This is a genomic window from Rudaea sp. (genome assembly GCF_047601565.1).
Lineage (GTDB): Bacteria > Pseudomonadota > Gammaproteobacteria > Xanthomonadales > Rhodanobacteraceae > Rudaea.
In genome coordinates, this window is the sequence record NZ_JASGIY010000001.1 from 3,610,217 (window position 1) to 3,636,553 (window position 26,337).

Genomic DNA, 26,337 nt, shown 5'->3' on the forward strand with positions numbered 1-26,337 from the left:
AGCCAGAGCAAACAACAGCATGACAACGTCCACGCTTTCCACGCCGACCGCGCCACCGCGATCGGCTTTTCTTTTGGGCGCGCCCCGCGCCAAAACCAACTTCCTTTTCTACCTCGCCGTCGCCCTGATCGCCGGCGCCGTGATTGCGCTGCAGATTTCGATCATGCGCATCTTCAGTGTCGCCTCGTGGGCGCATTTCGGCTCGATGGTCGTCAGCCTCGCGATGATGGGTTTCGGCCTCACTTCCGTCGTCATGTGCGCGGCGAACGACTGGTTCGACAAACACTGGCAGGGCGTCGCCAACGTCTCGCTGCTCGCATTCGGCCCGCTGATCGTTGCGGCGAACCTGCTCGCGCAGCAGATTCCGTTCAACGCGATCTTCCTCATTTCGGACCCCGTGCAGAAGTGGAAGCTGTTCGGCAACTTCGTGCTGTATCTGACACCGTTCCTCGCCGGCGCGTTTTTCCTCGGCGCGGTGTTCCTGCGCATGAAAGAGACGTTCGGCCGCATCTATTTCGCCGATCTCGTCGGCGCGGGCGCGGGCGGCTTGCTGCTGCTCGGCTGCCTGTACCTGTTCCGTCCGGAAAATCTTGTCGTCGTGCCGCTGGCACTGTGGTTCACGGCGGGTATCGTCTGGTTTCTTGCGCAGGCGAAACGCAGCGGCTCTCTCATCACGCTGTTCGTGCTTGCCGCGCTCTGCATCGCCGGTCATTTCTGGCTGCCGCAGCAGCTTGCGATCCCCAAGCTCGCCGTATCCGACTACAAAGGCGTGTCCTACGCGCGCAAGTTCCCGGACAACCAGCGCGTCTACGAGAACGCGTCGCCATTCGGCTATCTCGAGGTCTATTCGAGTTCGTACCTGCACTTCGCGCCGGGCCTGTCCGACAACGCCGGATTCAACCTGCCCGAGATGCCGGCGAACGCCTACCTCGGCATGTACATCGACAGCGAAGGCCCGATGGGCGTGATGCGCAAGCTCGACGACACGGAAAGCGCCTATTTCCGCTATCTGCCGATGAACTATCCGTACGTCGTCAAGAAGGACCCGGTCACGTTCGTCGTGCAGTTCGGCGGCGGCATCTCGACGCGCGTCGCCCTGCACGACTCGAAGCACGTGACCGTGGCCGAGGGCAATCCGGAAATCCTCAACGCGTTCCGCAACGACAAGGGCCTGCGCGATTTCTCTGGCGACATCCTCGACGATCCCAAGCTCGACGTGATCGACTACGACGGGCGCCTCTACCTCGCCAACACCGACCAGCGCTACGACGTCATCGACCTGTCGCTCGCCGATTCGGCCGGCCTGTCGAGTCCCGGCGGCTTCGCGATCGTCGAGAAATACGCCTACACGCGCGAAGCGATGCGCGCCTACATGCGCGCGCTCGCCGACGGCGGCGTGCTCTCGGTGACGCTGTGGAACAAGGAAGAGCCGCCGAAGTCGGTGCTCAAGCTCTACGCGACCATGGTCGACGCGGCGCGCGACGTCGATCCCAAAGCCGACGTATCGAAGGAGTTCTACGCCGTCGCCAGCTATCTTTCGACCGCGACCGTGCTATACAAGCGCGGCGGCTTCTCCGCCGACGACATCGAAAAACTGCATGCCTACACGCATGCGATGAGCTGGGATGAACTCACCTATCCGGGCTTCGAGTTCGACACCAAGCAGATCGCCGAAAGTCTCAAGTCTTACCGCGAAAGCATCTTCGGCGAAGACGAAACCGCGAAATCCGCCGCCGCGGCCGGCATCGCCAGCGGCGACGCGAAGCCAAAGGCGAGTACCGCGATCGTGCCGGCCACGGAGCCGACGGCGGCGGCGCAGGCCGATCCGACCGCGCCGACCACCGGCGCCGATTCCACCGGACCGGCATCCGATCCCGCCGGCCCGACCGTCGACCCCACCGGGCCGGATGCGAACACCACCGTGGCCGACGCCGCACCGGCTCCGGTTCCCGCGATCGTCATGGGCCAGCTCGCCTGGCATTCGCTGCTGCACGGCAACGGCACCGACCTCGCCAGCTACGTGTTCGACGCGCGGCCGCTGACCAACAACCGCCCCTACTTCGCCGCGTACGTGAAGCCGGGCGACCTTGCCCGCACGACCGACCGCCTCGAAATCTTCCAGGACGAATGGGGCTATCTGCTGCTCTGGGCCACGCTCGGCATCGCCGCGATCGCCGCGCTTGTGCTCGTCGCGATTCCTGTATTGGTCGGCTGGCGCACAATCTTTTCGCGCACGCCGGGCCAATTGCGCGTCATCGCCTACTTCGCCTGCCTCGGCCTCGGCTACATCATGGTCGAGGTCGCACTGATCGCAAAGTTCGTGCTGCCGCTCGGCAATCCGACCGTGTCCGCCTCGATCCTGATCACCGGCATGCTCGTGTTCTCGGGTCTCGGCAGCCTCACCTCGGAACGCTTCATGGAGCGCGCGAAGGTGACGATGCCGATCATCTTCGTCGCGATCGGCGCGCTGCTGATCGCGTACGGCTTCGTCATCGATCCGATCCTCGACGCGATCGGGCGCCTGCCCTACGCGTTGCGCCTGGTCTGCTGCTTCCTGCTGATCGCGCCGCCCGCGTTCCTGATGGGCTTCCCGATGTCGACCGCGATGACCTGGCTCGGCCGTCTCGGCAAGAACGCGATGTTCCTCTGGGCCTGGGGCATCAACGGCTCGTTCTCGGTGATCGGCGCGGCGCTCGTGCCGATCATCGCCACCTCGTTCGGCCTCGCCACCGCGCTGCAGATCAGCGGCATCGCCTACCTGATCGCCGCGCCGGCGTTTTTTGCGATATTTTTGCCGCTGCGCAATGAACGCAAAATCGCGACAGCTTGAATGACCTCGGAGATACGCGAAAGCATTTGCTCGTCATTCCGGCGAAAGTCGGAATCGAGCGTCTTTTTTTCTTTTTGTGGCCATCGCAATGCAAAGCCAAGACGCTGGATTCCGGCTTTCGCCGGAATGACGATGCTTGTCAGCTTCCTCTCATCATCGGTTCCTGCCTTGGCCTCGGCAAGCAATGGCAGACCCGTGGCATCGATCAAGCAGCCGGCCGCGCCCAAGGTGCCAACCGCACCGCTCAAGACTCCGATCACCGCCTTCGTGCCGTTCGACTACGCGCCGTTCCCGTTCCGCGGCTTGATTCCTGATTCCGGCAAGAAATTCCTCGACAAGGTCGACGGCAGCCGCAAGGGCCACGTCTCGCCGCGCGACAACTCGGTGCACTGGGAAGACGAAACGTTCAACGACAACCGCGTGCTGCTGTACCTGCCGCAGGGTTTCGACGTGCGCAAGCCGGCGCTGATCGTCGTCTTCTTCCACGGCAACGGCGCGACCTTGTCGCGCGACGTGCTCGACCGCCAGCAGGTCGCCGCCCAGCTCGCCGCCAGCGGCCTCAACGCCGTGCTCGTCGCGCCGCAGTTCGCGGTCGATGCGGCCGATTCGAGTGCGGGTCGCTTCTGGCAGCGCGGCGTGTTCAGGAAATTCGTCGAGGAAGCCGCGCAAAAACTCGCGCAGCAATACCACGACAGGCGCGTCGAGAGTGCGTTCAAGCCGTCGAAGGTCGTGCTCGTCGCCTATTCGGGCGGCTATCTGCCCGCGTCCTGGTCGCTCGCGGTCGGCCAGATCGGTTCGCGCCTGCACGGCGTGATCCTGCTCGACGCGCTGTACGGCCAGATCGATAAATTCACCGCATGGATCGAGCGCATGCACGGCTCCGCGTTCTTCTTCAGCGCCAGCACCGAATCGACGCGGGAGCAGAACGAGGCGCTCCAAGCCGAACTCGACGACGCCAACCTGCGTTACACGACCAAGCCGCCGAAATTGCTTCGTTCCGGCACCGTCGCCTTCGTCGACAGCGGACTGGACTGGACCCATCACAACGACTTCGTCACCCAGGCCTGGACGCAGAACCCGCTGACATGGCTGCTCTCGCGCATTCCGGGCTATCCGAAGACCCGCGCGGCGACCGCCGCCGCGAAAACGGGTCATAGGCCGAAGTAGTTTCGCGCCCGGCTCTGCGCCCGTCGTTGCAGCCTGCGCGGGAACGACGGGCAAAATGCAGGCCGTCTCAGTAGGCGAATTGCTCGTTCAATATCCGGTCTTCGAGATTGTGCTCGGGATCGAACAACAGGTCGACGGTGCGGTCGCGCGATTCGTACACGGTGACTTCGATCACGTCGCGCACCTCGTTCGAATCGGCCGTCGCGCTGACCGGGCGCTTGTACGGATCGAGCACTTCGAGCTTGACCCGCGTGGCCGCGCGCAGGATCGCGCCGCGCCAGCGCCGTGGACGGAACGGGCTGATCGGCGTCAACGCGAGCACGTCGGCGCCGAGCGGCAGGATCGGCCCATGCGCGGAAAGGTTGTACGCGGTCGAACCCGCGGTCGTCGAGACGAGCACGCCATCGCACATCAGCTCGTCAATCTTCACCGCGCCGTTGAGCGAGACGCGGATGTGCGCGGCCTGCTTGGTCTGGCGCAGCAGCGAGACTTCGTTGAACGCGAGCGAGGTCGCGGTGCCGCCCGATTCGCCGACCGCTTCCATCACCAGGGGTTTGAGCGCGGTCGGTTGCGCGCGCACGATGCGTTCGGCCAGGCCATCGAGACGGAACTGGTTCATCAGGAAGCCGACCGTGCCGAGCTTCATGCCGTACACCGGCTTTTCCAGGGCAAGGTGGCGATGCAGGGTGCGCAGCATGAAACCGTCGCCGCCGAGCGCGACGATCACGTCGGCCTGCTCCAACGGCACCTCCGCGTACTGCGCGCGAACCTGCGCCAGCGCGGATTGCGCCTCCTCGGCCCGACTGGCGACGAAAGCGATACGAGGCTGGGTCACGGCGGCTCCACGCGAATGCAGGTCTCGATTCTAACCGGATCGGTTGCACAGCCGGACAATCGGCGGCAATTCCACCGCATCTCGCATATTCGCCGCGTTCCAAGCGACAATAGGGGATGATCTTCGCAGGCATGCCTCGCGGCCCGGTCCGGCGCTTGATGTTTTTGCTCGGCCGCGCGCCGTTACATTTGCCAACGGTTGTGCAGTCGTGCGCCGGTGCGCTGGCGTGCGCGCTGGCGCTTGCCGGCTGCGGACCGCTGCACACCACGGTTCCCGATCTTGTGCACGACACGCCCACGGACTGGCAAGCGCGCAACGCCGCGGCAGGCGGTCTTGCGCCGGACCTCGAGCGCTGGTGGCGCGCGTTCAACGATCCGGTTCTCGACGAGCTGATCGAGCGCGCGCTGAAGGACAACCTCAACGTGCGGATCGCCGGCGAGCGTTTGCAGGCGGCGCGCGCCGTGCGCCATGCCCAGCGCAGCGCGTTCTGGCCGAACCTCAACTTCCGCACCTACGTCGAAACCGCGCCGAACGCGCGCACGGGCTATCTCGAAGTCGGGCTTGATTCGATCTGGGAATTCGGCCTCTTCGGCCGCGACACGGGTAACAATCGCATCAACCTCGCCGACGAAAACCTCGCGATCATCGACGAGGTGGCCGCGCGCGTTTCGGTCACCGCCGAAGTCGCGCGCAACTACATCGAACTGCGTGCGGCGCAGGCGCGCGCGCAGGTCCTCGACGACACCGTCGCAACGCGGCGCAGGCAGGTCGAACTCGCGCAGAAGCGTCTCGCCCTTCGCCTCGGCACGCAGCTCGAACTCGACCGCGCGCAAGCCGACCTGCAGCAAGCGCTCGGCGACGCCGCCGAGCCGGGCCTGACCGTGACCCAGACCATGCAGGCGCTCGCCGTCCTGCTCGGCACGACGACGCCCGACCCGTCGCTGCGCAACGTCGCGCCGTCGCCGCAGTTGCCGGCCATCGATTTCCGCCAGACGCCCGCCGACCTGGTGCGCACGCGCGCCGACATCCGCCGCGCCGAGCAGAACGTGCTGCACGCCGCCGGCGAGCTCGGCATCGCCCGCGCCGACCTGTGGCCGAAGCTCGGCCTGGCCGGCACGTTCATTTCCTCCACGGCGCTGACCGGCGATTTCACGTTCCAGAACGACTTCGTGCCGATCGCGGGCCCGTCGATCACGATTCCCCTCGTCGACTGGGGCGCGCGCCGCAGCATCGCCAACGCGCGCGAACGCGCGCTGCACGCGTCCACGCTCGCCTATCGCGAAGCCGTGATCGAAGGCGTCGCCGAAGCGCAGACGGCGCTGGCCCAGTTCGATGCGAAAAGCGCGCTCGCGCAGAACGCGCAGAAGACGCTGGAATTGAACCAGCGCAGCGCGAAATCCGCGCAAACGATGCAGCGCATCGGCCTCGGCGACGGCCTCGACACGGCGAGCGCGGAACTCGCCGCAAGCCAGGCGCGCCTCGCGCGCAACCTCGCCGAGCGCGACCGCTCGCTCGCCTACATCGCGCTGTACAAGGCTTTCGGCGGTACGATTCCGCCGCTGGCCAAAGATGCGAAGAACGAAGGGCTGCCGTAGTGGTCGCCCTCGCGCGCAAGACCCTGATCTACGAATGGCGCAAATTCCTGCCGGCTGCGCTCGCGGTCGCGTTCTCGGGCCTGTTGCTGCTGATGATGACGGCGCTGATGTTCGGCATCTTCTCGAGCGCCGGCGTCTACGTCAGCCGCTCGGGCGGCGACATCTGGGCCGGCTACCCGGGCACGCAGACGGTGGAACTCGGCCGGCCGATCCCGCGCGACACCGAAGTCTGGCTGCACATGGACCCGGCCGTCGTCCAGGTCGAGCCGTTCCAGTGGCTCGACGGCGACTGGCGCGGACCGGCCGAGCGCGGCAGCGTCTCGGTGTTCATTTCCGGCATCGACCCGAACCCGAACGGCCTGATGTTCTCGCGCGTGCTGAGCGCGACCGAGCGCGCCCTGCTGTTCGAGCCGGATGCGGTCATTGTCGATGCCGCCGACCTGTCCAAACTCGGCCTTGGCATCGGCGGCACGGCTTTCCTCAACGGCCACCGCGTCAGGATCGTCGCCGCCGCGAATGGCCTGCGCACGCTCGGCGGCGTCAACATCGTCACCTCGATCGCGACCGCGCGCACGCTGGTCGGCGATCCGGCCGAACGCGACAAGGTCGCCTACTACGTCGCCCGCCTCGCGCCCGGCGCAGACCCGGATGCCGTGCGCAACCGCCTCGTCCCCGTCGCCGCAGCGCACCGCTTCGCCGTGTGGACCCACGACGAGTTCGCCTACAACGCGGCGACCTACTGGATGTTCGAGACCGGTGCGGGTCTGGGCTTCATCTTCCTGTCCTTCGTCGTCTTCCTCGTCGGCGTCGTCATCACCAGCCAGACCCTGTTCGCCGCCGTGGCCAGTTCCGTGCGCGAGTACGCGATGCTCAACGCGCTCGGCGCGGGCATCGGCGCGCTGCGCCGCGTGATCCTCGAGCAGGCGTTCTGGGTCGGCACGATCGGCGTGATCGTCGGCGGCCTCGTCAGCCTCGCGCTGGCGCTGCTCGCGCACGGGCAGGACGTGCCGATCTCGTTCAACTACATCGCGGCGATCGCCTGCGGCGCGCTGGTCATGGCGATCGCGCTGATCTCCGGCTTCCTCGCGGTCGGCGCGATCAATCATCTCGAACCTGCGACGTTGCTGCGCTGACCATGACCGCCCTCGTCGCCGAAAACATCACGAAAAGCTACACGAGTGGGCGCCTCGAGACGCCCGTGCTGCAAGGCATGTCGATCGCCCTGGACGAGCGCGATCTGACCCTCGTGCTCGGGCCGTCGGGCTCGGGCAAAAGCACGCTGCTCGCGATCCTCTCCGGCCTGCTCAAGCCGGACGGCGGCCACGTCGCAGCCCTCGGCGAGGACCTGTGGAAGAAATCGCGCGCGGACCTGGAGAAATTCCGCCTCGAACACACCGGCTTCGTGTTCCAGGGCTTCAACCTGTTCCCCGCGCTGACCGCGCTCGAGCAGGTCATGCTGCCGCTGGACTATCTCGGCCTGCCCGCGCACAAGGTGCGCAACATGGCGCTGGCCTCGCTCGAGGAAGTGGGCCTCGCCTCGCGCGCGCATCTGCGCCCGCTCGAACTGTCCGGCGGCGAGAAGCAGCGCATCGCGATCGCGCGCGCGCTGGCGAAGAAACCGCAGTTCCTGTTCGCCGACGAGCCGACCAGCGCACTCGATTCGGTCAACGGCAAGAACGTGATCGACGCGCTGCACCGCGTCGCGCGCGTCTACGGCGCCACCGTGGTCTGCGTCAGCCACGACACGCGCCTGGCCGCCGACGCCGACCGCATCGTCCACATGGCCGACGGGCGTATCCTGTCCGACGTGAAGCAGATCAGCGCGTCGGCGCCGTCGCGTACACTTTCTGCGGAAGCAAAATCATGAGCCGCCCGAACACCTCTCATTTCGCCATTCCAGCGAAAGCTGGACTGCGAAGGCAGGATGCCGAAGCGAACATTCGCGTAGCGAATGGCCCCAAGGGCAGCCTGCGGATGCAGGCTGTAATCCAGCCTTTGCTTTCACGTTTTTCCAAAAGCATGAAAAGAAAAAACTGGATTCCAGCTTTCGCTGGAATGACGATATTGCTGTTGCTCGGCGCCTGCTCCAAAACGCCGACGCCATCAAGTGCGGCGCCTGCAGCAACATCCGTCTCGACATACGTCGCGATCGCACGCGGCCGCGTCGACGTGCAAGGCGGACTCGTCCACGTCGCCGCCGCACGCGACGGTATCGTCGCCGAACTGCCGAAAGCGATCGACGACGACGTCAAGGCCGGCGACGCGCTCGTCGTGCTCGATACGAAACAGGCCAAGATCGCGCTCGACGCCGCCCGCGCCGAGCACAATGCCGCCACCGCCCAGGCCATGATGTTGCGTGCCAAACAACCCGGCCTCAAGCTGCGCGCTGCGCGCGTCGCCGAGGCTGCCTCCGCCGGCGCCACAACGGGTCAATCGGCCGACGATGCAAGGCAGGCGCTGGCGGAACTCGACGCCGAGATCGCCGTCGCCGACGCCAATGTCGAAACGGCGAAACAAAAAGTGCGTCAGGCCGAATACGAAATCGACGCACGCACGCTGCGCGCACCGGTGGCCGGGCGCGTCATCGCATGCGCTACGCACATCGGCGACGTGGTGTCGCCGTCTTCCGGCGAACTGATCGAACTGCTGCCAGACGCGCCGCGCGTCGTGCGCGCCGAACTCAACGAAGGCTTCGTCAACAAGGTCGGGGTCGGCATGAGCGCCGAAATCTCGAGCGAAACCGATCCAGGCAAACCGCAGACGGCCCGCGTCATCCGCATCGGCGAAGTGTTCGGTCCGAGCAAGCTCAACGAAAGCGCGCAGGAGGCAACCGACGCGCGCGACGTGGAATGCCTGCTCGAACTGCCGAACAACGACCTCAAGATCGGCCAGCGCGTGCAGGTACGTTTCCTGCCCGCCGGCAAGTAGGCGCAGCGCGCCTGGAGCACGCGACCACGAATCGCCCCGCTACTGGGGATACGGCTGGTGAACATCAGTATTGAGGCAAAAAACTCAGTGTTGTGGCAACTTTTGTTGGCCCAGTGACAGGGAAGAAAATATACCGTCAAATAGATTTATCAGTACATCCCGGTTAAACAAGTTTCAAAATCAGTTGGTTATCGAAGTCTTGGGTCGTCGAAGCACTTTTCTGACTTGCGTAGGAGCTGGAAACCATTGGCGACCCACAAGCGTTGCCGGCGGTATGTTTGGCCATGCGCTTCAGGATCGCTCGATCCGCTCGGGAAACACGAGCTTGAAATTGCGCAGGTCTTCCTCGAACGCGTGACAGCGTTCGAGGGCGAAACGCAATTCCTCAAAGTGAAGCGCGTAGTCGAACGCTCCCGACCATCGTTGAATGCGCGTCATCGCACGCATGATCGGCTCGGCGTCCGCGTTGAGGCTCAACGCCTTCAGCGGCAGCAGGTAATCCTCGCGGTACACCGTCGGGATGAGGATGCGGCACTGTCCGGCCGCGCTCAGCTCGCAATTCATGGCCAAGCGCGCGGTGCGCCCATTGCCGTCGATGAAGGGATGGACTTCAGCGACGACGAACATGGCCATGATCGCGCGCGCTAAGGGATGACGCAGGGAGCGCAGACGCTCAAAGCCTTCGCGTAGCGTGCCCGGTACCAGCTCCGGTAACACGAACAACGTGTTGCCAGCCTGGTTGGCGCGGTCTTTCCACTCGCCCGGGTTTTTGTCGGGGCGCTTTTGCATCACCAGCGCGTGGACTTTTCGGAGCCAGTCGAGAAACGCTTCCGGCGACTGTGCCGGTTGATCACGCCACGGCGAATTCAAGGCGGCCTGAAACGTGCCGAGCACGTCGTGCGAATCCTCACTGCGGTTCGGCGCGATGCGGCCGTGGAAGACGATGTCTTTCGCCTCCTCGACAGTGAACGTGGTGCCTTCGATGTAATTGGAGAAGTAGCTTTCGAAGAACGCAAAAGCTTCGCGTGCCGTGCCCCTCGCGGCGGGATCGGGGATGTCGGCGAACTCGGTGTTGTGCAGCTTCTCGAACAAGGCGTCGAAGAGGTGGAGGCGATTCGGGTCATATGGCCGTCCGGCAGCGCGCGCCAAGGCCTGCGCTGCAGTCAGACGTTTGGATTCCTGGGTGCCGAGCAACGCGCCGATCAATCCGTCCAGTCGTTGGAACTCAGCTTCCATTTGCAACTGCGAAGCCAATGAGCGTGCGTCATCGCGCAACTGGTTCAGCCGTCGCTCGCCGCCCAGCATCAGGATGCGGTCGAGCCGTGCTTCCAGCTCCGTCTGGGGCAACACACGCGCAGGCCAGCCTCGCCCCTGTCGCAGGTTTTCGAGAAAGCGGCGCGGGTCACTCGCAAGAAAGAGATCGCCGAGTGGCGAGTCAGTTTGCGCGGGCGTCGAGTGAACCGGCCCGGCGCCCGGTACGACCGCTACCGTCAGTCCCGGCAGCGTCAGCGTTCGTCGCGTTCTGCCGCGCGTGACGAAGAACTGGTCGTCCTTGGGACTTCCATCGAACGCCGAACGGTAGGACACGACACCGCCGGGCAGCAGGTGGCCGACGATGCTCCGCCAATGACGCAGGACGATCGTCTCGATCGGGCTCTGCAGATTCGAGGTGTAGATGCCGGCATACAATCGCCGGGCGCGGCCTTCCCGCGCGAGACGCTGAATTCGGCGGGCACCGCTCGCATCATCTTCGGATGCGAACAACAGCTCCGGCAGTGGTTTGTCGGGAAATTGCTGGATTGCCATGCGCGCGTGCCTGATTGTGTCGGTATTTTATGCGATTCGATGGCGGTTTGTCGGTAAATTAGGTGATTCGTGGCGCTCAGTCGAGGGTGCTGGGGTGAATTGAGCTATTCAAGCACCGGCGAGCAGCGCTCTCTGCTAGCGCAACGCATCGCCGCGCACGCTTTCCAACGTGTGCGAGCTAAATTCGCTTCTCAACGAACCCCGGCTGTCGAGTTCGAGACGGACTGGCCCGTACCACGAGCAAATGAGCGGCACGACCTCCGCGGTCGCGCGCATGCGTTGGTGTGCTGCTCGATGGATCGCGTACCACGAGCAAATGAGCGGCACGACCTCCGCGGTGCCTGACATTTCGCGCTCGTGTCCGTCAATGTCCTCGTGCCACTGAACTTTTCCATGCCGCCGCGGGTGGTTGGGCACTTTGTGCCTCCTGCAGAGACGAATACAATGAATCTTCTCCCGTTCGGTTTACGCTCTTACGTTTTTCGCACGGCGCGGCACCTCATAGGCACCATTCGGCGAACCCGCACTCTCGCCCGATCTGCCGTGTTCGTCGTTGCCTTGATTGCATGGAGCACGGGATCAGCCGCAGGCACATCGGATGTCGTTGCACCGGCATCGTCCACGACTACTGACACCATCGACACCACGATCGTCGTCCCGCAACTCGGCCATTCACCCTTCGGCCAAGTCGAGTCGTTGGAGATCGGGGTATTACTGAGGATTCGGACGCATGTACGGAAACAGCAGCACGTCGCGGATCGACGGCACGTCGGCGAGCAGCATCACGAGGCGGTCGATGCCGACGCCGAGGCCGCCGGTCGGCGGCAGGCCGACTTCGAGCGCGCGGATGTAGTCGGCGTCGAAATGCATCGCTTCGTCGTCGCCCGAGTCCTTGGCCTCGACCTGCGCCCTGAAGCGCGCGGCCTGGTCTTCCGGATCGTTGAGCTCGGAAAAACCGTTGGCGATTTCCTTGCCGCCGATGAACAGCTCGAAGCGGTCGGTGACTTCGGGGTCGTAATCGTTCGCGCGCGCGAGCGGCGAGACTTCGGTCGGATGCGTGGTGATGAAGGTCGGCTGGATCAGCGTCTGCTCGACCGTCTTCTCGAAAATCTCGAGCACGATCTTGCCCCAGCCGTAGCCGGGCTTGACGTGGACGCCGAGCTTATCGGCATGCGCGGCGATCTTCGCGCGGTCGCGCACGTCCGCGCGCGCGATCTGCGGATTGTGTTCGAGCACCGCGTCGATCATCGACCAGCGGCGGAACGCGGGGCCGACGTCGATCTCGCACCCTTCCCAGGTCAGCGCGGTCCTGCCGACCACGTCGCGCGCCGCGGTGCGGATCATCTCTTCGGTGAGGTCCATGATCTCGTTGTACGTGGCATAGGCCTGGTACAGCTCGAGCATCGTGAACTCGGGATTGTGCCGCGTCGACACGCCCTCGTTGCGGAAATTGCGGTTGATCTCGTAGACGCGCTCGAAGCCGCCGACGGTCAAACGTTTGAGGTACAGCTCCGGCGCGACGCGCAGGTACAAGTCGAGGTCGAGCGCGTTGTGGTGCGTGACGAACGGACGCGCGGTCGCGCCGCCGGGGATCACGTGCATCATCGGCGTTTCCACTTCGAGGAAGCGTTTCGCATCGAGCAGGTTGCGGATATGCCGCACGACGCGCGAGCGCAGCTCGAACACGCGCCGCGACTCGGGCGTGACGATCAGGTCGACGTAGCGCTGGCGATAGCGTTGCTCGACGTCGGCCATGCCGTGCCATTTGTCCGGCAGCGGGCGCAGCGACTTGGTCAGCAGGCGCAGCTTCTCCACCTTGACGCTGAGCTCGCCGGTCTTGGTGCGCATCAGCGCACCTTCCGCCGCGACGATGTCGCCGATGTCCCATGTCTTGAACGCCTTGTAGGTTTCCTCGCCGACCGCGTTGATCTGGATGAACAACTGGATGCGTCCGCTCATGTCCTGGATGTGGACGAACGCGAGCTTGCCGGTGTCGCGTTTGCTCATGATGCGACCGGCGATCTTCACCGCGCGCGCGGCAGCAGCGACATCTTCGGCCGTCTTGCCCTCGAATTCCGCATGCAGATCGCCCGCTAACGAATCCGGCGCGAAGTCGTTAGGAAACGCCACGCCTCGCGCGCGGATCGCACGCAGCTTTTCGCGGCGCTCCGCGATCAGCTTGTTTTCGTCGGGCTTAGCTTCATCGATGGAAGGATTGACGATATCGGTCATGAGTCCAGTGGATTGTACGTTTTCAATTCTGGGAAGCGCGCGAAATCGCGATCGGCCGTCCACAATTCGTTGACACCATGCGCAAGGCAAATCGCCGCAATACGCGCGTCGTGTATCGCGCCACCGGATACGTCGCCGCGCCGGACAAAACGCGCCAGCCATTGCAGATGATTCGAACCTTCGCCGATCAAATGCAGGCTTGGCGAGCTTGCGATTCTTTCAATCGCCAACCATGCGACGTGCGGCGGCGACAGGGTTTTGAATTTGCCGCTGGTCATCACTGCGAAAAATTCGTGGATGCAGGGCCATGCGATCGCCCAAGGCCGGGGTCCTTCCGCCAGTTCGCTCAGCACCACTTTCGCCACGCGATGTTGCGGCATGTCGGCGCGATGCGCGTACACGAGCAGATTCGTATCGAGCGCAATCATTTGCGCTTGCGCCGCGTCATACGGGATTTGGCGACTTCGTAAGCTGCCGATTCTTCGGCGACGGCAAAGGTTTTTGCATCGCGCTCCGCGTAGGCTTCCGCGATCAAGGCGTTGACGTCGGTCCGTGCCATGCCTTCGTGACAAGGCGCCCCCACTATCACCGGCTCGAACTTGTACGGCTTGACGCGCTTGGCATGCTTATCGAGCACGAGACGCAAGCCCTCCTCGACCAACGCGCGCAACGTGATGGCCTGGCGTTTCTGGATGAGCTTGGCGCGATCAATCAGGTCGTCTGCAATGTCTATCGTGGTTTTCATGCGAAACCAATCCGATATGGGTACCCATATCGTAGTGCCTGCCGTCAGCATTTACAACTTCAGGCATCCACGCGTTTCGCGCCGGCCTCGAGACCGGCCTTCAAACTGCCCTCGATGAATTCGTCGATATCGCCGTCGAGCACCTTCTGCGTGTCGCTGCGCTCGATGCCGGTGCGCAGGTCCTTGATGCGCGACTGGTCGAGCACGTAGTTGCGGATCTGGCTGCCCCAGCCGATGTCGGACTTCGTCGCTTCGAGCTTGTCCTTCTCGGCGTTGCGCTTCTGCACTTCGAGCTCGTACAGCTTGGCCTTGAGCATCTTCATCGCACGGTCGCGGTTGGCGTGCTGCGAACGTTCGGTCTGGCAGGCGACGACGACGCCCGACGGCACATGGGTGATGCGCACGGCCGATTCGGTCTTGTTGACGTGCTGGCCGCCGGCACCCGAGGAACGGTACACGTCGGTCTTCAGGTCGGCCGGATTGATCTCGATATCGATGTCGTCGTCCACTTCGGGCGAGACGAACACGCTGGTGAAGCTCGTGTGGCGGCGGTTGTCCGAGTCGAACGGCGACTTGCGCACGAGGCGGTGCACGCCGATCTCGGTCTTGAGCCAGCCGTAGGCATATTCGCCCTCGACGCGGAACGTCGCGCTCTTGATGCCGGCGACTTCGCCCGCGGAGGCTTCGAGCAGCTCGGTTTTCCAGCCTTTGTGCTCGGCCCAGCGCAGATACATGCGCAACAGCATTTCGGCCCAGTCCTGCGCCTCGGTGCCGCCCGCGCCGGCCTGGATGTCGACGAAGGCGTTGTGCGAGTCCATCTTGCCCGAGAACATGCGCTGGAATTCGAGCGCTTCGACTTGCTTGCTCAGCTTGTCGACGTCGGCCGACACGGCCAGCACGGTGCTTTCGTCGTTTTCCGCCTCGGCCAGCTGCAGCAGTTCGTCGGCGCCGCCCAGGCCTTCGGTCAGCTCGCGGATGCCGGTGACGATCTTGTCCAGCGCAGCGCGCTCGCGGCCGAGATTCTGCGCGCGCTCCGGATCGTCCCAGACGTTGGGGTTTTCGAGTTCGCGACTTACCTCTTCGAGACGCTCGGCTTTCGTCTCGTAGTCAAAGATACCCCCTAAGCGAGGCGACGCGCGCCCGCAGGTCCGCAATGCGGGCATGGATGGGGTTGGTTTCGATCATGGTCCGGGCAATCAAAATATCGGCCGGCAAGGATAGCAAATTCACGCGCGGGACGGACCGGATGCCGTCGATCCTGACCAGGCGCGGCGCCTTCAAAGCGGCTCGACATGGCGCAGCAGCAATTGCAGTTTGCGCGCCCCGTTCCATTCGTTGACGTCGAGCGCGTAGACCGCGCGCAGCCGCGACGGCGGCGGCGTGCCGTCGTGGCCGCCGAACCACATCGCTTCGACCGGCGCGCCGAGACCGGCGCAGAGCAGGCGCAGGCGCAGATGGGTTTCGCCGACGACGCGCCAGTCGGCCAGGGCGAACTCGCCGTCGAACAGCGGTTCGGGAAACGCCTGTCCCCACGGCCCGGCGTAGCGCAACTGTTCGGCGAGTTCCAGGGTGAAATCGTCGGTGCCGAGTTCGCCGTCGGTCAGCAGCACCGAATCGAGCTGCTCGGGCGCGATGCGTTCGCGCGCGACCGCGTCGAACAGTTCGCCGAAGCGGGCGACGTCCGCGCGCCGCAGGCTCAGCCCGGCCGCCATCGCATGGCCGCCGTATCGCCGCAGCAGGCCCGGCGCCTGCGCGTCGACTTCGGCGAGCGCGTCGCGCAGGTGGAAACCCGCTATCGACCGTCCCGAAGCCTTGAGTTCGTCGCTGCCTTCCTGCGCGGGCGCGCAGGCGATCACCGGGCGATTGAAGCGTTCCTTGAGCCTGGAAGCGACCAGCCCGACAATGCCGTGATGCCAGTCGGGCTCGAACAGCACGATGCCGATCGGCAAGTTGCTTTTTCGATCGTCCTGCACGCAAGCATCGAACAGCGGGCTTCCCGGCCCGCACTTTTCAATTTGTTCGTTTTCCAGCAATCGCGCGACGATCTTTTCGGCCTGCTCGACCATGCCGGCTTGCAGATCGCGGCGCTCGTGGTTGATCGCGGACAATTGTTCCGCGAGCCGGCGCGCACGCGTCCGGTCGTCGGTAAGCAGGCACTCGATGCCGAGGCGGATGTCTTCGAGCCGTCCGGCCGCGTTGATACGCGGACCGACGACGAAGCCGAGATCGCCTGCCACCGCCCGCGCCGGGTCGCGCTTGCCGCTTTCGAGCAGCGCACAGATGCCTGCGCAGGCGCGGCCCGCGCGAATGCGCTTGAGCCCTGCGTCGACGAGGATGCGGTTGTTGCGATCGAGCGGCACCAGGTCGGCTATCGTGCCGAGCGCGACCAGATCGAGCAGCGAGGAAAGGTCCGGCTCGGCGACGCTTTTTTCGGCAAACCAGCCTCGCTCGCGCAGATGCGCACGCAAGCCGATCAACAAATAGAACATGACGCCGACGCCGGCGAGATTGCGCAGTGCCGTGTTGACGAGTGCGGGATTGACGATCGCATCGGCCTCGGGAAGCGCGTCGCCCGGCAAATGATGGTCGGTCACGACCACGCGCAACCCCTTGGCCTTTGCCGCGGCGACGCCTGCGATCGAGGCGACGCCGTTGTCGACCGTGATCAGCAACCCGCCGCCGAGTTGCGGGCTGCGCGCGACGAGTTCGTCGACCAGCGCCGGGCTCAAGCCGTAGCCGTGCGTGAAACGATTCGGCACGCCGTATTCGACGCGCTTCGCCCCGAGCATGCGCAGGCCGCGCAAGGCGACGGCGGTTCCGGTCGCGCCGTCCGCGTCGAAATCGCCGACGATCACGATCGGCGCGTCGCTGCGCAGAGCGTCCTCGATCAGCTCGCAGGCACGCACGAGGCCGTCCAACGGCGCGGGCGCGAGCAGCGAGGCGAGACGGTGTTCGATTTCGCCCGCCGACACGATGCCGCGCGCGGCAAGGACCCGGCGCAGGACCGGATGCAGCGACGCCGGCCAATCGGTGCCGGTGGAGGGCGCCGCGCGGCGCTGGATGCGCGGACGGACCTTCACGCGCTCGTCTTCGCGCGGCGCCAGAAACGCCAGCGGTGCGCGGGCCTGACGACATGGCGTTCGCCGCTTTCGAAACGCAGTTCGAGTCGCTCGATCCGTCGGCGCCTCAAGGTTTCATCGATGGGCCGCAGCCATTCGGCATCGAGCCGGGGGATGTCGCGCCGGTCGGCAAGGTCGATCAGAACGCGCTCTTTCCCGTCATCCCAGCGCAAATTCGATTCGAGCTGGGATGACGGAACGTTGGCCAAACCGGCAAGCGCAACGACGACGGGATCGTCGCTGACGACGCGATCAAACTCGCTTCGCACCCGCGCCGGCAACATGCCCGCCCCCCAGAACCACAGGCTGTTTACCGGCGGTACGCCGCGCTGCGAGCGCCGCGCATTGAGCGGATGCTGGGTCAGCGCGATCTGCGCCTCGTTGAGCAGGGCGCGCCAGCGCCGCGCCTGTTCGCCTTCGGGCAAATGATTGGCCAGGTCGTCGCCGAGCGCGTCTGCGGGCGCGGAGAATTTCGGCAGCGGCGCGCCGCTCGCGCAGCTCAGATACCAGCGCTCGGGATGCGGCGCGTCGAACGCGAATCCCGCATCGCCGAACAGCGGCTTCAAAGTCTGCGCGAATGCTGCCGTCTCGTCGGCCGAGAGGCCGAGTTTGCCGCAGGCGAGCAGACGCAGCGTCACCGCATCGGCCATCACGAAAGCCGGGTCGGCGCGCAGCCACAGCGCATCGGCCGCGTCGTTCGCATCGAGGCTGCGCGTCAATGCCGCCGTCGGCAGAATCGCGGCGCCGGTCGAAAAGCACTCGCGCAACGCGGCGTCGCGCCCTACCGCGCCGTCGTCGATGCGATCGCCGCGCGCGAGCCAGCGCGCAACGGCGGTCGCGCTCTCGACGTGTTTTCGCGCAGGCAACAACAGACTCAATCGCATGGGAAACGCCAGCGTCCGCGGTGCAGCGGCAAGACTCAGCCCGTGTAGCGAACCGCAACGATCTCGTACGCCTTCACGCCGTTCGGCGCCTGGAATTCGAAGGCGTCCCCTTCGCTCTTGCCGATCAGCGCGCGCGCGAGCGGCGAGTTGACCGCGATCAGGCGCAGCTTGATGTCGGCTTCCATGTCGCCGACGATCTGGTAAGTGGTTTCGGCGCCGCTCGCTTCCTCGACCAAATCGACGGTCGCGCCGAAGACGATCTTGCCGTTCGGATTCAGGCGCGAGACGTCGATCACCTCGGCGAAGCTCAGGCCCGCTTCGAGTTCCTTGATGCGGCCCTCGACGAAGCCCTGTTGTTCGCGCGCGGCGTGGTATTCCGCGTTCTCGCGCAGGTCGCCGTGCGCGCGCGCTTCGGCGATCGCCGCGATGATGCGCGGGCGGTCTTCGGACTTCAGACGTTCCAGCTCGCCGCGCAGGCGCTCGGCGCCTTTGGCGGTCATCGGGGCACGTTTCATGCGGTCAATTCCCTATGCAGTTCTTGCAAGCTGTATACCTCACCGCCATTGCGGAAGTCGAGCGAATGCACGAGCGCACGCGCGCCCGCAACCGTGGTCGAATAGGTGATGCGCTGCTGCAGCGCCTCGCGCCGGATCGAGAACGAATCGGCGATCGCCTGGCGCCCTTCGGTAGTGTTGACGATGAAGACGATTTCGCCGTTCTTGATTGCGTCGAGGATGTGCGGCCGGCCTTCGAGCACCTTGTTGATGTACTCGCAGGCGACGCCCTGTCCGGTCAGGTAGGCATGCGTGCCGGCCGTGGCGATCAGGCGGTAGCCACGGCGCAGCAGCTCCTGCGCGACCGGCAGCAGGCGCGGCTTGTCCGCGTCGCGCACCGAGACGAACACCTTGCCGAGCTTCGGCGCGGCGATGTTCGCTGCCTCGTGCGCACGCGCGAATGCGGCACCGAAGCTGCGGCCGACACCCATGACCTCGCCGGTCGAGCGCATCTCGGGGCCGAGGATCGGATCGACGTTCTGGAACTTCGCGAACGGGAAAATCGCCTCCTTGACCGAGAAGTAGTCCGGCACGATTTCGCGCGTCGCGCCCTGCTGCGCGAGACTCTTGCCCGCCATACAGCGCGCGGCGATCTTGGCCAGCGACACGCCGGTCGCCTTGCATACGAACGGCACCGTGCGCGAGGCGCGCGGGTTGACTTCGAGAATGTAGACCGTCGAGGTTCCATTTTCCTGGGAAATGGCGAACTGCGTGTTCATCAGGCCGACGACTTTCAGTTCGCGCGCCATCTGCGTCACCTGCGCGCGCAGTTCGTCCTGCACCTTTTCGCTCAGCGAATACGGCGGCAGCGAGCACGAGGAGTCGCCCGAGTGCACGCCGGCTTCCTCGATGTGTTCCATGATGCCGCCGATCAGCACGTTGCCCTGTGCGTCGGCGACGACGTCGACGTCGACCTCGACCGCGTTGTCGAGGAAGCGGTCGAGCAGCACCGGCGAATCGTTGGACACTTTCACTGCATCGGTGATGTAGCGCTTCAGATCCGCGTCGGAATGCACGACTTCCATCGCGCGCCCGCCGAGCACGTAGCTCGGGCGCACCACGAGCGGATAGCCGATGTCGCGCGCATGCGCGAGCGCCTCGTCGGGCGTGCGCGCCGTGCGGTTCGGCGGCTGGGTCAGGCCGAGCTTCTGCACCATCTGCTGGAAGCGCTCGCGGTCCTCAGCGAGGTCGATCGAATCGGGCGTCGTGCCGATCACCGGCACGCCGTTCGCTTCGAGCGCGCGCGCGAGCTTGAGCGGCGTCTGCCCGCCGTACTGCACGATCACGCCCTTGGGCTTTTCGACGTCGATGATCTCGAGCACGTCTTCGAGCGTGAGCGGCTCGAAATACAGACGGTCCGAGGTGTCGTAGTCGGTCGAAACGGTCTCCGGATTGCAGTTGACCATAATCGTCTCGTAGCCGTCCTCGCGCAGCGCGAGCGCGGCGTGCACGCAGCAGTAGTCGAACTCGATGCCCTGGCCGATGCGGTTCGGGCCGCCGCCGAGCACCATGATCTTCTCGCGCGCGGTCGGCGCGGCCTCGCACTGTTCCTCGTAGGTCGAGTACAGGTACGCGGTCGTCGTCGCGAACTCGGCCGCACACGAATCGACGCGCTTGTACACCGGCCGCACGTCGAACGCGCGGCGCAGCGTGCGCATCGCCGTTTCGTCGGTGCCGAGCAGCGCGGCGAGACGCGCATCGGAAAAGCCCTTGCGCTTGAGCGTGCGCATCTGCGCGGCATTGATGCCGTTCAATCCGGACACCTTTACGGCCGTTTCGATTTCGACGAGCTCGCCGATCTGGTCGAGGAACCAGCGGTCGATGTGCGTGAGCGCGTAGATGTCTTCCAGCGACATGCCGACGCGGAACGCATCGGCGACGTGGAAAATGCGGTCCGGCTTCGGCTCGCGCAGCTCGCGCTTGAGCGCCGCCATGTCGTCGGCATTGGCCGCGTCGAGCCCGGTCGGATTGAGACCGTCCTTGCCCGTCTCCAGTCCGCGCAATGCCTTCTGCAGCGACTCCTGGAACGTGCGCCCGATCGCCATCACTTCGCCGACCGACTTCATCTGCGTGGTCAGGCGCGCGTCGGCCGCCGGAAACTTCTCGAACGCGAAGCGCGGGATCTTGGTGACGACGTAGTCGATCGTCGGCTCGAACGAAGCCGGCGTCGCGCCGCCGGTGATGTCGTTGCGCAATTCGTCGAGCGTGTAGCCGACGGCAAGCTTGGCCGCGACCTTGGCGATCGGGAAACCGGTCGCCTTCGAGGCCAGCGCCGAGGAACGCGACACGCGCGGATTCATTTCGATGACGACGACGCGGCCGTTCTCGGCATTGATGCCGAACTGCACGTTCGAGCCGCCCGTGTCGACGCCGATCTTGCGCAGCACCGCGATCGAGGCGTCGCGCAGGCGCTGATACTCCTTGTCGGTCAGCGTCTGCGCCGGCGCGACGGTGATCGAGTCGCCCGTGTGCACGCCCATCGGGTCGAAGTTCTCGATCGAACAGACGATGATGCAGTTGTCGGCCTTGTCGCGCACGACCTCCATCTCGAACTCTTTCCAGCCGAGCACCGACTCCTCGACAAGGACTTCGTGTACCGGCGAGAGATCGAGGCCGCGCTTGATGATCTCCTCGAACTCCTCGCGGTTGTAGGCGATGCCGCCGCCCGAACCACCGAGAGTGAAGCTCGGACGGATGATCGTCGGATAGCCGACACGCGCCTGGATCTCCAGCGCCTGTTCGAAGGTCCTGGCAACTTCGGCACGCGGGCATTCGAGGCCAATCTCCTTCATCGCGACGCGGAACAGCTCGCGGTCCTCGGCCATGCGGATCGCTTCGCGCGACGCGCCGATCAGTTCCACTTTGTACTTGTCAAGAATGCCCGCATCGGCCAGATCGAGCGCGCAGTTGAGCGCGGTCTGCCCGCCCATCGTCGGCAGCAGCGCGTCGGGCTTTTCCTTGGCGATGATCGCCTCGACCGTGGCGCGGTTGATCGGCTCGATGTAGACCGCGTCGGCCGTCTCCGGGTCGGTCATGATCGTCGCCGGATTCGAATTGACGAGGATGACGCGGAAACCTTCGGCCTTGAGCGCCTTGCACGCCTGCGCGCCCGAGTAGTCGAACTCGCAGGCCTGGCCGATGACGATCGGGCCGGCGCCGATGACGAGGATGGATTGAATATCGGTCCGCTTGGGCATGTCTTCGCTCTGTGCTCGTCATTCGGGCATGGATTGCCAGAATCCAGACTGCATGGATGCCATGCAGCCAATGTCTTCAAAATTCGATGCGCGTCCATTCAGTTTTCCGCACGCCGGGGTTCGTTGAACGCACCCCCAGTCCGTACCAACGAACTCGCGCGCTTCGTGCACGCGACTCATCGGGCGTTTGCTTCATGTCCTCGCTGCGGCAAACGGGGCCCGAAAACCAAAAGCGGAGACCAGAGTGCGTTATGCCGCTTTGGCTGCCGCTTGCATCGAACTGACGAATCGGTCGAACAAATAGCCGATATCGTGCGGTCCGGGGCTCGCCTCGGGGTGTCCCTGAAAACAAAAGGCCGGTGCGTCGGTCAGCGCAAACCCTTGCAGCGAACCGTCGAACAGCGAGGTATGCGTGATGCGCGCATTCGCCGGCAGCGTGGCCGGATCGACGGCGAAGCCATGGTTCTGCGAGGTGACGAGCACACGGCCGTCGTCGTGGTCCTTGACCGGGTGGTTGGCGCCGTGATGGCCGAACTTCATCTTCAGCGTCTTCGCGCCGACGGCGAGGCCCATGATCTGGTGGCCCAGGCAAATGCCGAACAGCGGCATCTTGCGTTTGATCGTCTCGCGCGCGACCGCAATCGCATAGTCGCACGGCTCGGGATCGCCGGGGCCGTTGGAGAGGAAAACGCCGTCGGGCTTGAGAGCCAACACCTCGGCGACCGGCGTTTGCGCCGGCACGACGGTGAGTGCGCAGCCACGGTCGACGAGCATGCGCAGGATGTTTTTCTTCACGCCGAAGTCGTAGGCAACAACGTGGTGCGTTGCCACCGGCGCCGCGAACGCGGTGCGATCGAGGTCGTAGCTGCCCGCATCGAAGCGATACGACGTGCTTGTACTGACGATCCTGGCGAGATCCATGCCCGCCAACCCGGGAAACGAACGCGCAGCGGCAAGCGCGCACTCGTCGGAGATAGCGTCGCCGGCAAGGATGCAGCCGCTCTGCGCGCCCTTGTCGCGCAACAGGCGCGTCAGCGCGCGCGTGTCGAGGTCGGCGATCGCGACGATGTTCTGGCGGCGCAGGTAGGCATCGAGGCTTTCGCTCGAACGCCAGTTGCTGGCGAGACGCGGCAGGTCGCGAATCACGAGTCCCGCCGCCTGAACCTTGTCCGATTCCTCGTCGACCGCGTTGACGCCGGTGTTGCCGATATGCGGATAGGTCAACGTGACGATTTGCCGCGCGTAGGACGGATCGGTCAGGATTTCCTGATAGCCCGTCATGGCCGTGTTGAACACGACTTCGCCGACGGTTTCGCCCTCGGCGCCGATGGCGATGCCGCGGAAGATCGTGCCGTCTGCGAGGGCGAGGATGGCTGGGGTCATGTGCTGCGTCGCCTGCTTTTGGAAAGTGCGGCCATGAGCGGCCGCTTCTCGATTCTCGCGGGCACGAATGCTCGCTCGGATACACAACGACCTGCGGGCCTGAGCGGACTCGGGACCGTGGATGCGGTTGCGGGCGAGTGCGAATGATACCGGCGCGAGGGTCTTCGTGTCCATCGCGACGAAACGTTTCGCGAAGGAATCTTTACGCCGGTGGCGCTAGAATCGGGCGAACCGAAGCGAGTGTTTGCCATGTCCGCTGCGCCTTCCGCCATCGCATCGTCCACGCTGTTCGACCCTTCGCGTCTGGACCGCGCCGACACGCTGGTATGCGCGACGCCGTTCCATTTCCTCGTCGCGCGCGAGCAATTGCCCGGCGACGCGGCAGCCGAACTCGACCGCGATTTCCCAAAGTATCCGAGCGCAGGATTTTTCCCCTACGAGGAAAAGGACTGCGGCCCGAGCGTCAACGCGCTTATTCGCCAGCTCACCGATCCCGCGGTCGCGAGCGCGGTCGGCGCGAGGCTCGGCATCCACGATCTCGGCCAACATCCCACGCTGATCACGCTGTGCCGGCATCTGAACAAGCGCCACGGCACGATCCACACCGACAGCCGCTCGAAGATCGCCACTGCCCTGCTCTATCTTGAGCCGTCGTGGCCCGACACTAGCTGCGGCTGCCTGCGCTTTCTCAACCGCATCGACGACATCGACGACCTCGTCGCGCCCGAGATCAAGCCGGTGTACGGCAACTTCGTCGTGTTCCGCCGCGCCGAAAACTCGTTCCACGGCCACCTGCCGCACGAAGGCGAGCGCCGTGTGATCCAGATCGCCTGGCTTACGAGCGAAGACGAAAAGCTGCGCAAGACCCAGCGCGGCAAGCTGTCGCGCGCGTTCAAGAAACTGTTCGGCTCGCTCGACAGGAAATTCGGCGCGGGGCGCGACAAGAACGCGGCGCACAGGGACTGAACGCATGGGTTCGGCGATGCTCGCAAGACCACTCGCGGCCTCCATTGCGATTGACCAACCCGGATCGAACGCCGCCGCCGGCAGCGCGGGCGTGCACCGCAGCGGTACTGGTCCGCGCGATCCGGCTGGTGCGATCACTCCCCACCGGACGGCAGGCACATCGGCAAGGTCTGTAGGATCAGCCGCGAGGGCAGCGTAGTCGTGGACGGATGCTCTCACCCTGTTCCAGGCGGCAGCGGGCATCGACCTGGCCTTGCGCATGGGCGCGGGACCGTGGCCGGGCGTGCAGGCGATGGACGCTGCCTTGTATTCGGTGGGCGAGCCCGGGCTACTGACGTGACGCCCGGCGGCCCGACGGGCGTCGCAGCGCTGGCGACGATGCGTTTGTTGCACGATCGCGATCGGCAAGCCGGCTGGGACCGCTGGCGTCGGGCCTTCGGCCCGACTTCGCTGTCCTTGCAGTCCCGGACCGCGCTTCGATTCGCCCGACCTGTTGCTGCGTGCCGCACAGCAGGGACAAGGCGTGGCGCTGGTGCGGCACCGGCTGGCAGCGCCGCAGGTGGCGGCCGGCAGCCTGGTGCGGCCATTCGGAGAGCGGCAAGTGTGTTTGCCGCAGGCTTACTGGATCGTGCGACCGGCGTCGTCGCGGCCGCCGCGACATGCGGTGGCCACGCTGATCGAATGGCTGCGGTCGCAGGCACGGAACTGAAGCATGTGGGAAGCCGCATTTTTCAGCGCGTACCCGCCGCGACCAGCAGCTCGCAAGGGCCGACGAATCGTCCGCCGCTTTCGAATTGCCGCAGCGCCGCGGCGATTTCCTGCCATGCCGCAGTCCGGGCGCTCTCGTCCAGCGAAGACAACATCTGGTGCAGCGCGCCGAACGATTCGCGTTCGAAACGCAGGCATTCTTCCGTGCTCTCCATTTCCAGCGGCGCTGCCACGGCACGCACCTGCACATCGCGGAATCCGGCCTGCCGCAATGCCGCCTCCAGCACACCCGGCGCGCCGAGGCTGAAAGGTCCCGGCTGGCCTGGCAGGGGCGACGGCAGATTGGCGCGACGACGGATGATCGACACCGGAACGGAAAAGAACCCGTTGCGCTCCGGCGTGGAATAGACGATCGCGGCGACGCGGCCGCCGGGTTTCAGGGCCCGTTTCATGCCGGCCAAGGCGCGCTGCTTGTCCGGAAAATAGATCAGGCCCACGCGTGAAACCACGGCATCGAAACTTGCCGGAGGCACGTCCAGTTCCTCGCCGTCCATTGCGCGCGTCTCGACGTTGCGGAAGCCCGCCGCTCGCGCGTTGGCCGCGGCGAACTCGAGGATCGCCGGCGCGATGTCGGTCGCCAGCACGCGCCCGTGCGCGCCGAGGCGAGCGGCTATCTGCAAGGTCTGGTCGCCCGCGCCCGCGGCCACGTCCAGCACGCGCGCGCCGGGCCCGACGCCGGCCATGTCCAGCATGATTTCCGAGGCCGGCCCCAGCCAGCGGCGCAGAAACGTTCCCCACGCGTTCCACGCATGTGCGGCGTCCTGCCATTGGGCCCGTGTGGTCTGCTTGTACTTGGCGACATCGAACGTTGCCGCAGTCTGCGCGGTTGCCATTGCCTGCTCCTCGTTGTGGACGAATCGCGGGCGAAGCCGATCAGCATTCGTGGGGACAGGCGTCGTCCTGTCCGGCTCGACCTGCGCCATCGCCCGCACCTGCTCGCGCGAAAAATCCATATGATGATGATCCCGCGCATGCTTCTGCAGACCGGCGACCAGCACATCCTCGTTGTCGGAACGGACGATGAAACCGCAATCGCATTTCACGAACTTGATCATGGCTGTCTCCCGGTGGCTGCAACGTAGTCCGGTTGTCCGGGAATGACCTTGGACAAACCTTGGCGCGCTGGAGTACAAACGTGGCGATGGGGCTGCGAATCTACCTGACGGGACATGTGCTTCTCGAGGCGGACGGGCGCACGGTGGACCAGAACGCGTTTCCGGGCAAGCAGCCGGTACTGGCCTTCGTGCGTCTGGCCATCGCGCGCGACGCCGCAGTAGCCCGCGAGGATCTGGCGGCGGTGCTGTGGCCGCAGTCGCCGCCGCGCGTGG

At 65.1% G+C, this 26,337-nt stretch carries 21 protein-coding genes; 8 read left to right on the forward strand and 13 right to left on the reverse strand.

The annotated features are described in order from the left end of the window. Positions 1-19 precede the first annotated feature (19 nt). Positions 20-2,830 carry a hypothetical protein gene (locus QM741_RS16040; RefSeq protein WP_415208646.1) on the forward strand — a complete coding sequence of 937 codons (2,811 nt, stop codon included), beginning with the start codon at positions 20-22 and terminating at the stop codon, positions 2,828-2,830. Here the strand turns inward: QM741_RS16040 and QM741_RS16045 are convergent. Next, positions 2,755-3,039, reverse strand: coding sequence for a hypothetical protein (locus QM741_RS16045; RefSeq protein WP_415208647.1), 285 nt, complete (start codon positions 3,037-3,039; stop codon positions 2,755-2,757). The two genes, QM741_RS16040 and QM741_RS16045, sit on opposite strands and share 76 nt — an antisense overlap. Between QM741_RS16045 and QM741_RS16050 the strand changes: the two genes are divergently transcribed. Then, positions 3,026-3,997, forward strand: coding sequence for a hypothetical protein (locus tag QM741_RS16050; protein ID WP_415208648.1), 972 nt, complete (start codon positions 3,026-3,028; stop codon positions 3,995-3,997). The two genes, QM741_RS16045 and QM741_RS16050, sit on opposite strands and share 14 nt — an antisense overlap. Positions 3,998-4,064: 67 nt before the next feature. Here QM741_RS16050 and QM741_RS16055 read toward each other — a convergent pair whose 3' ends face one another. After that, positions 4,065-4,832, reverse strand: a complete 768-nt coding sequence (locus tag QM741_RS16055) for an NAD kinase (protein ID WP_415208649.1) — start codon at positions 4,830-4,832, stop codon at positions 4,065-4,067. Between the two features lie 200 nt (positions 4,833-5,032). On the opposite strand from QM741_RS16055, the gene QM741_RS16060 reads away from it, so the two are divergent. The 4 genes from QM741_RS16060 to QM741_RS16075 all read left to right on the forward strand — a co-directional run bounded on the left by QM741_RS16060 (position 5,033) and on the right by QM741_RS16075 (position 9,355). Continuing rightward, a complete protein-coding gene (locus tag QM741_RS16060) occupies positions 5,033-6,427 on the forward strand; it encodes a TolC family protein (protein ID WP_415208650.1) in 1,395 nt (464 codons plus the stop codon). Then, positions 6,427-7,560 (forward strand): ABC transporter permease, encoded by a 1,134-nt coding sequence (locus QM741_RS16065; RefSeq protein WP_415208651.1) that lies wholly within the window; start codon positions 6,427-6,429, stop codon positions 7,558-7,560. The genes QM741_RS16060 and QM741_RS16065 overlap by 1 nt, the downstream gene beginning before the upstream one ends. Before the next feature lie 2 nt (positions 7,561-7,562). After that, positions 7,563-8,294, forward strand: a complete 732-nt coding sequence (locus tag QM741_RS16070) for an ABC transporter ATP-binding protein (RefSeq protein ID WP_415208652.1) — start codon at positions 7,563-7,565, stop codon at positions 8,292-8,294. A 188-nt stretch (positions 8,295-8,482) separates the two neighbouring features. Further along, positions 8,483-9,355, forward strand: a complete 873-nt coding sequence (locus tag QM741_RS16075) for an HlyD family secretion protein (protein WP_415208653.1) — start codon at positions 8,483-8,485, stop codon at positions 9,353-9,355. 291 nt (positions 9,356-9,646) lie between these two features. Here the strand turns inward: QM741_RS16075 and QM741_RS16080 are convergent, their stop codons facing one another. The 10 genes from QM741_RS16080 to carA all read right to left on the reverse strand — a co-directional run bounded on the left by QM741_RS16080 (position 9,647) and on the right by carA (position 23,275). After that, positions 9,647-11,161: a Fic family protein gene (locus tag QM741_RS16080; RefSeq protein ID WP_415208654.1), complete on the reverse strand. Its 1,515-nt coding sequence runs from the start codon at positions 11,159-11,161 to the stop codon at positions 9,647-9,649. A 711-nt stretch (positions 11,162-11,872) separates the two neighbouring features. Continuing rightward, entirely contained in the window at positions 11,873-13,393 is a 1,521-nt protein-coding gene (gene lysS, locus QM741_RS16085; protein WP_415208655.1) for a lysine--tRNA ligase, read from the reverse strand. Continuing rightward, on the reverse strand, positions 13,390-13,821 hold the full coding sequence (locus QM741_RS16090; RefSeq protein WP_415208656.1) for a type II toxin-antitoxin system VapC family toxin: 432 nt from the start codon (positions 13,819-13,821) through the stop codon (positions 13,390-13,392). The genes lysS and QM741_RS16090 overlap by 4 nt, the downstream gene beginning before the upstream one ends. After that, positions 13,818-14,138 (reverse strand): hypothetical protein, encoded by a 321-nt coding sequence (locus QM741_RS16095; protein WP_415208657.1) that lies wholly within the window; start codon positions 14,136-14,138, stop codon positions 13,818-13,820. Before QM741_RS16095 ends, QM741_RS16090 begins: the two co-directional genes overlap by 4 nt. 59 nt (positions 14,139-14,197) lie before the next feature. After that, a protein-coding gene (gene prfB, locus QM741_RS16100; protein ID WP_415208658.1) for a peptide chain release factor 2 occupies positions 14,198-15,323 on the reverse strand; the annotation gives its coding sequence in 2 pieces (ribosomal slippage) (positions 14,198-15,247 and positions 15,249-15,323; 1,125 coding nt in all). Between the two features lie 92 nt (positions 15,324-15,415). Then, positions 15,416-17,218 carry a single-stranded-DNA-specific exonuclease RecJ gene (recJ, locus tag QM741_RS16105; protein WP_415208659.1) on the reverse strand — a complete coding sequence of 601 codons (1,803 nt, stop codon included), beginning with the start codon at positions 17,216-17,218 and terminating at the stop codon, positions 15,416-15,418. Beyond that, positions 17,215-18,141: a phosphoglycerate mutase gene (locus QM741_RS16110; RefSeq protein WP_415208660.1), complete on the reverse strand. Its 927-nt coding sequence runs from the start codon at positions 18,139-18,141 to the stop codon at positions 17,215-17,217. The genes recJ and QM741_RS16110 overlap by 4 nt, the downstream gene beginning before the upstream one ends. Before the next feature lie 35 nt (positions 18,142-18,176). Then, positions 18,177-18,656 (reverse strand): transcription elongation factor GreA, encoded by a 480-nt coding sequence (gene greA, locus QM741_RS16115; RefSeq protein ID WP_415208661.1) that lies wholly within the window; start codon positions 18,654-18,656, stop codon positions 18,177-18,179. Next, a complete protein-coding gene (gene carB / locus QM741_RS16120; RefSeq protein WP_415208662.1) occupies positions 18,653-21,892 on the reverse strand; it encodes a carbamoyl-phosphate synthase large subunit in 3,240 nt (1,079 codons plus the stop codon). Before carB ends, greA begins: the two co-directional genes overlap by 4 nt. 249 nt (positions 21,893-22,141) lie before the next feature. Beyond that, positions 22,142-23,275 carry a glutamine-hydrolyzing carbamoyl-phosphate synthase small subunit gene (gene carA / locus QM741_RS16125; RefSeq protein WP_415208663.1) on the reverse strand — a complete coding sequence of 378 codons (1,134 nt, stop codon included), beginning with the start codon at positions 23,273-23,275 and terminating at the stop codon, positions 22,142-22,144. 249 nt (positions 23,276-23,524) lie between these two features. Here carA and QM741_RS16130 point away from each other — a divergent pair, with 249 nt between their 5' ends. Both QM741_RS16130 and QM741_RS16135 read left to right on the forward strand, forming a co-directional pair. Continuing rightward, on the forward strand, positions 23,525-24,241 hold the full coding sequence (locus tag QM741_RS16130; protein ID WP_415208664.1) for a 2OG-Fe(II) oxygenase: 717 nt from the start codon (positions 23,525-23,527) through the stop codon (positions 24,239-24,241). A 493-nt stretch (positions 24,242-24,734) separates the two neighbouring features. Continuing rightward, entirely contained in the window at positions 24,735-24,950 is a 216-nt protein-coding gene (locus QM741_RS16135) for a LysR substrate-binding domain-containing protein (RefSeq protein WP_415208665.1), read from the forward strand. Positions 24,951-24,972: 22 nt separating this feature from the next. Here the strand turns inward: QM741_RS16135 and QM741_RS16140 are convergent, their stop codons facing one another. Continuing rightward, complete coding sequence (locus QM741_RS16140; protein ID WP_415208666.1) at positions 24,973-26,142, reverse strand: methyltransferase domain-containing protein; 1,170 nt, start codon at positions 26,140-26,142, stop codon at positions 24,973-24,975. Between the last annotated feature and the right edge of the window lie 195 nt (positions 26,143-26,337).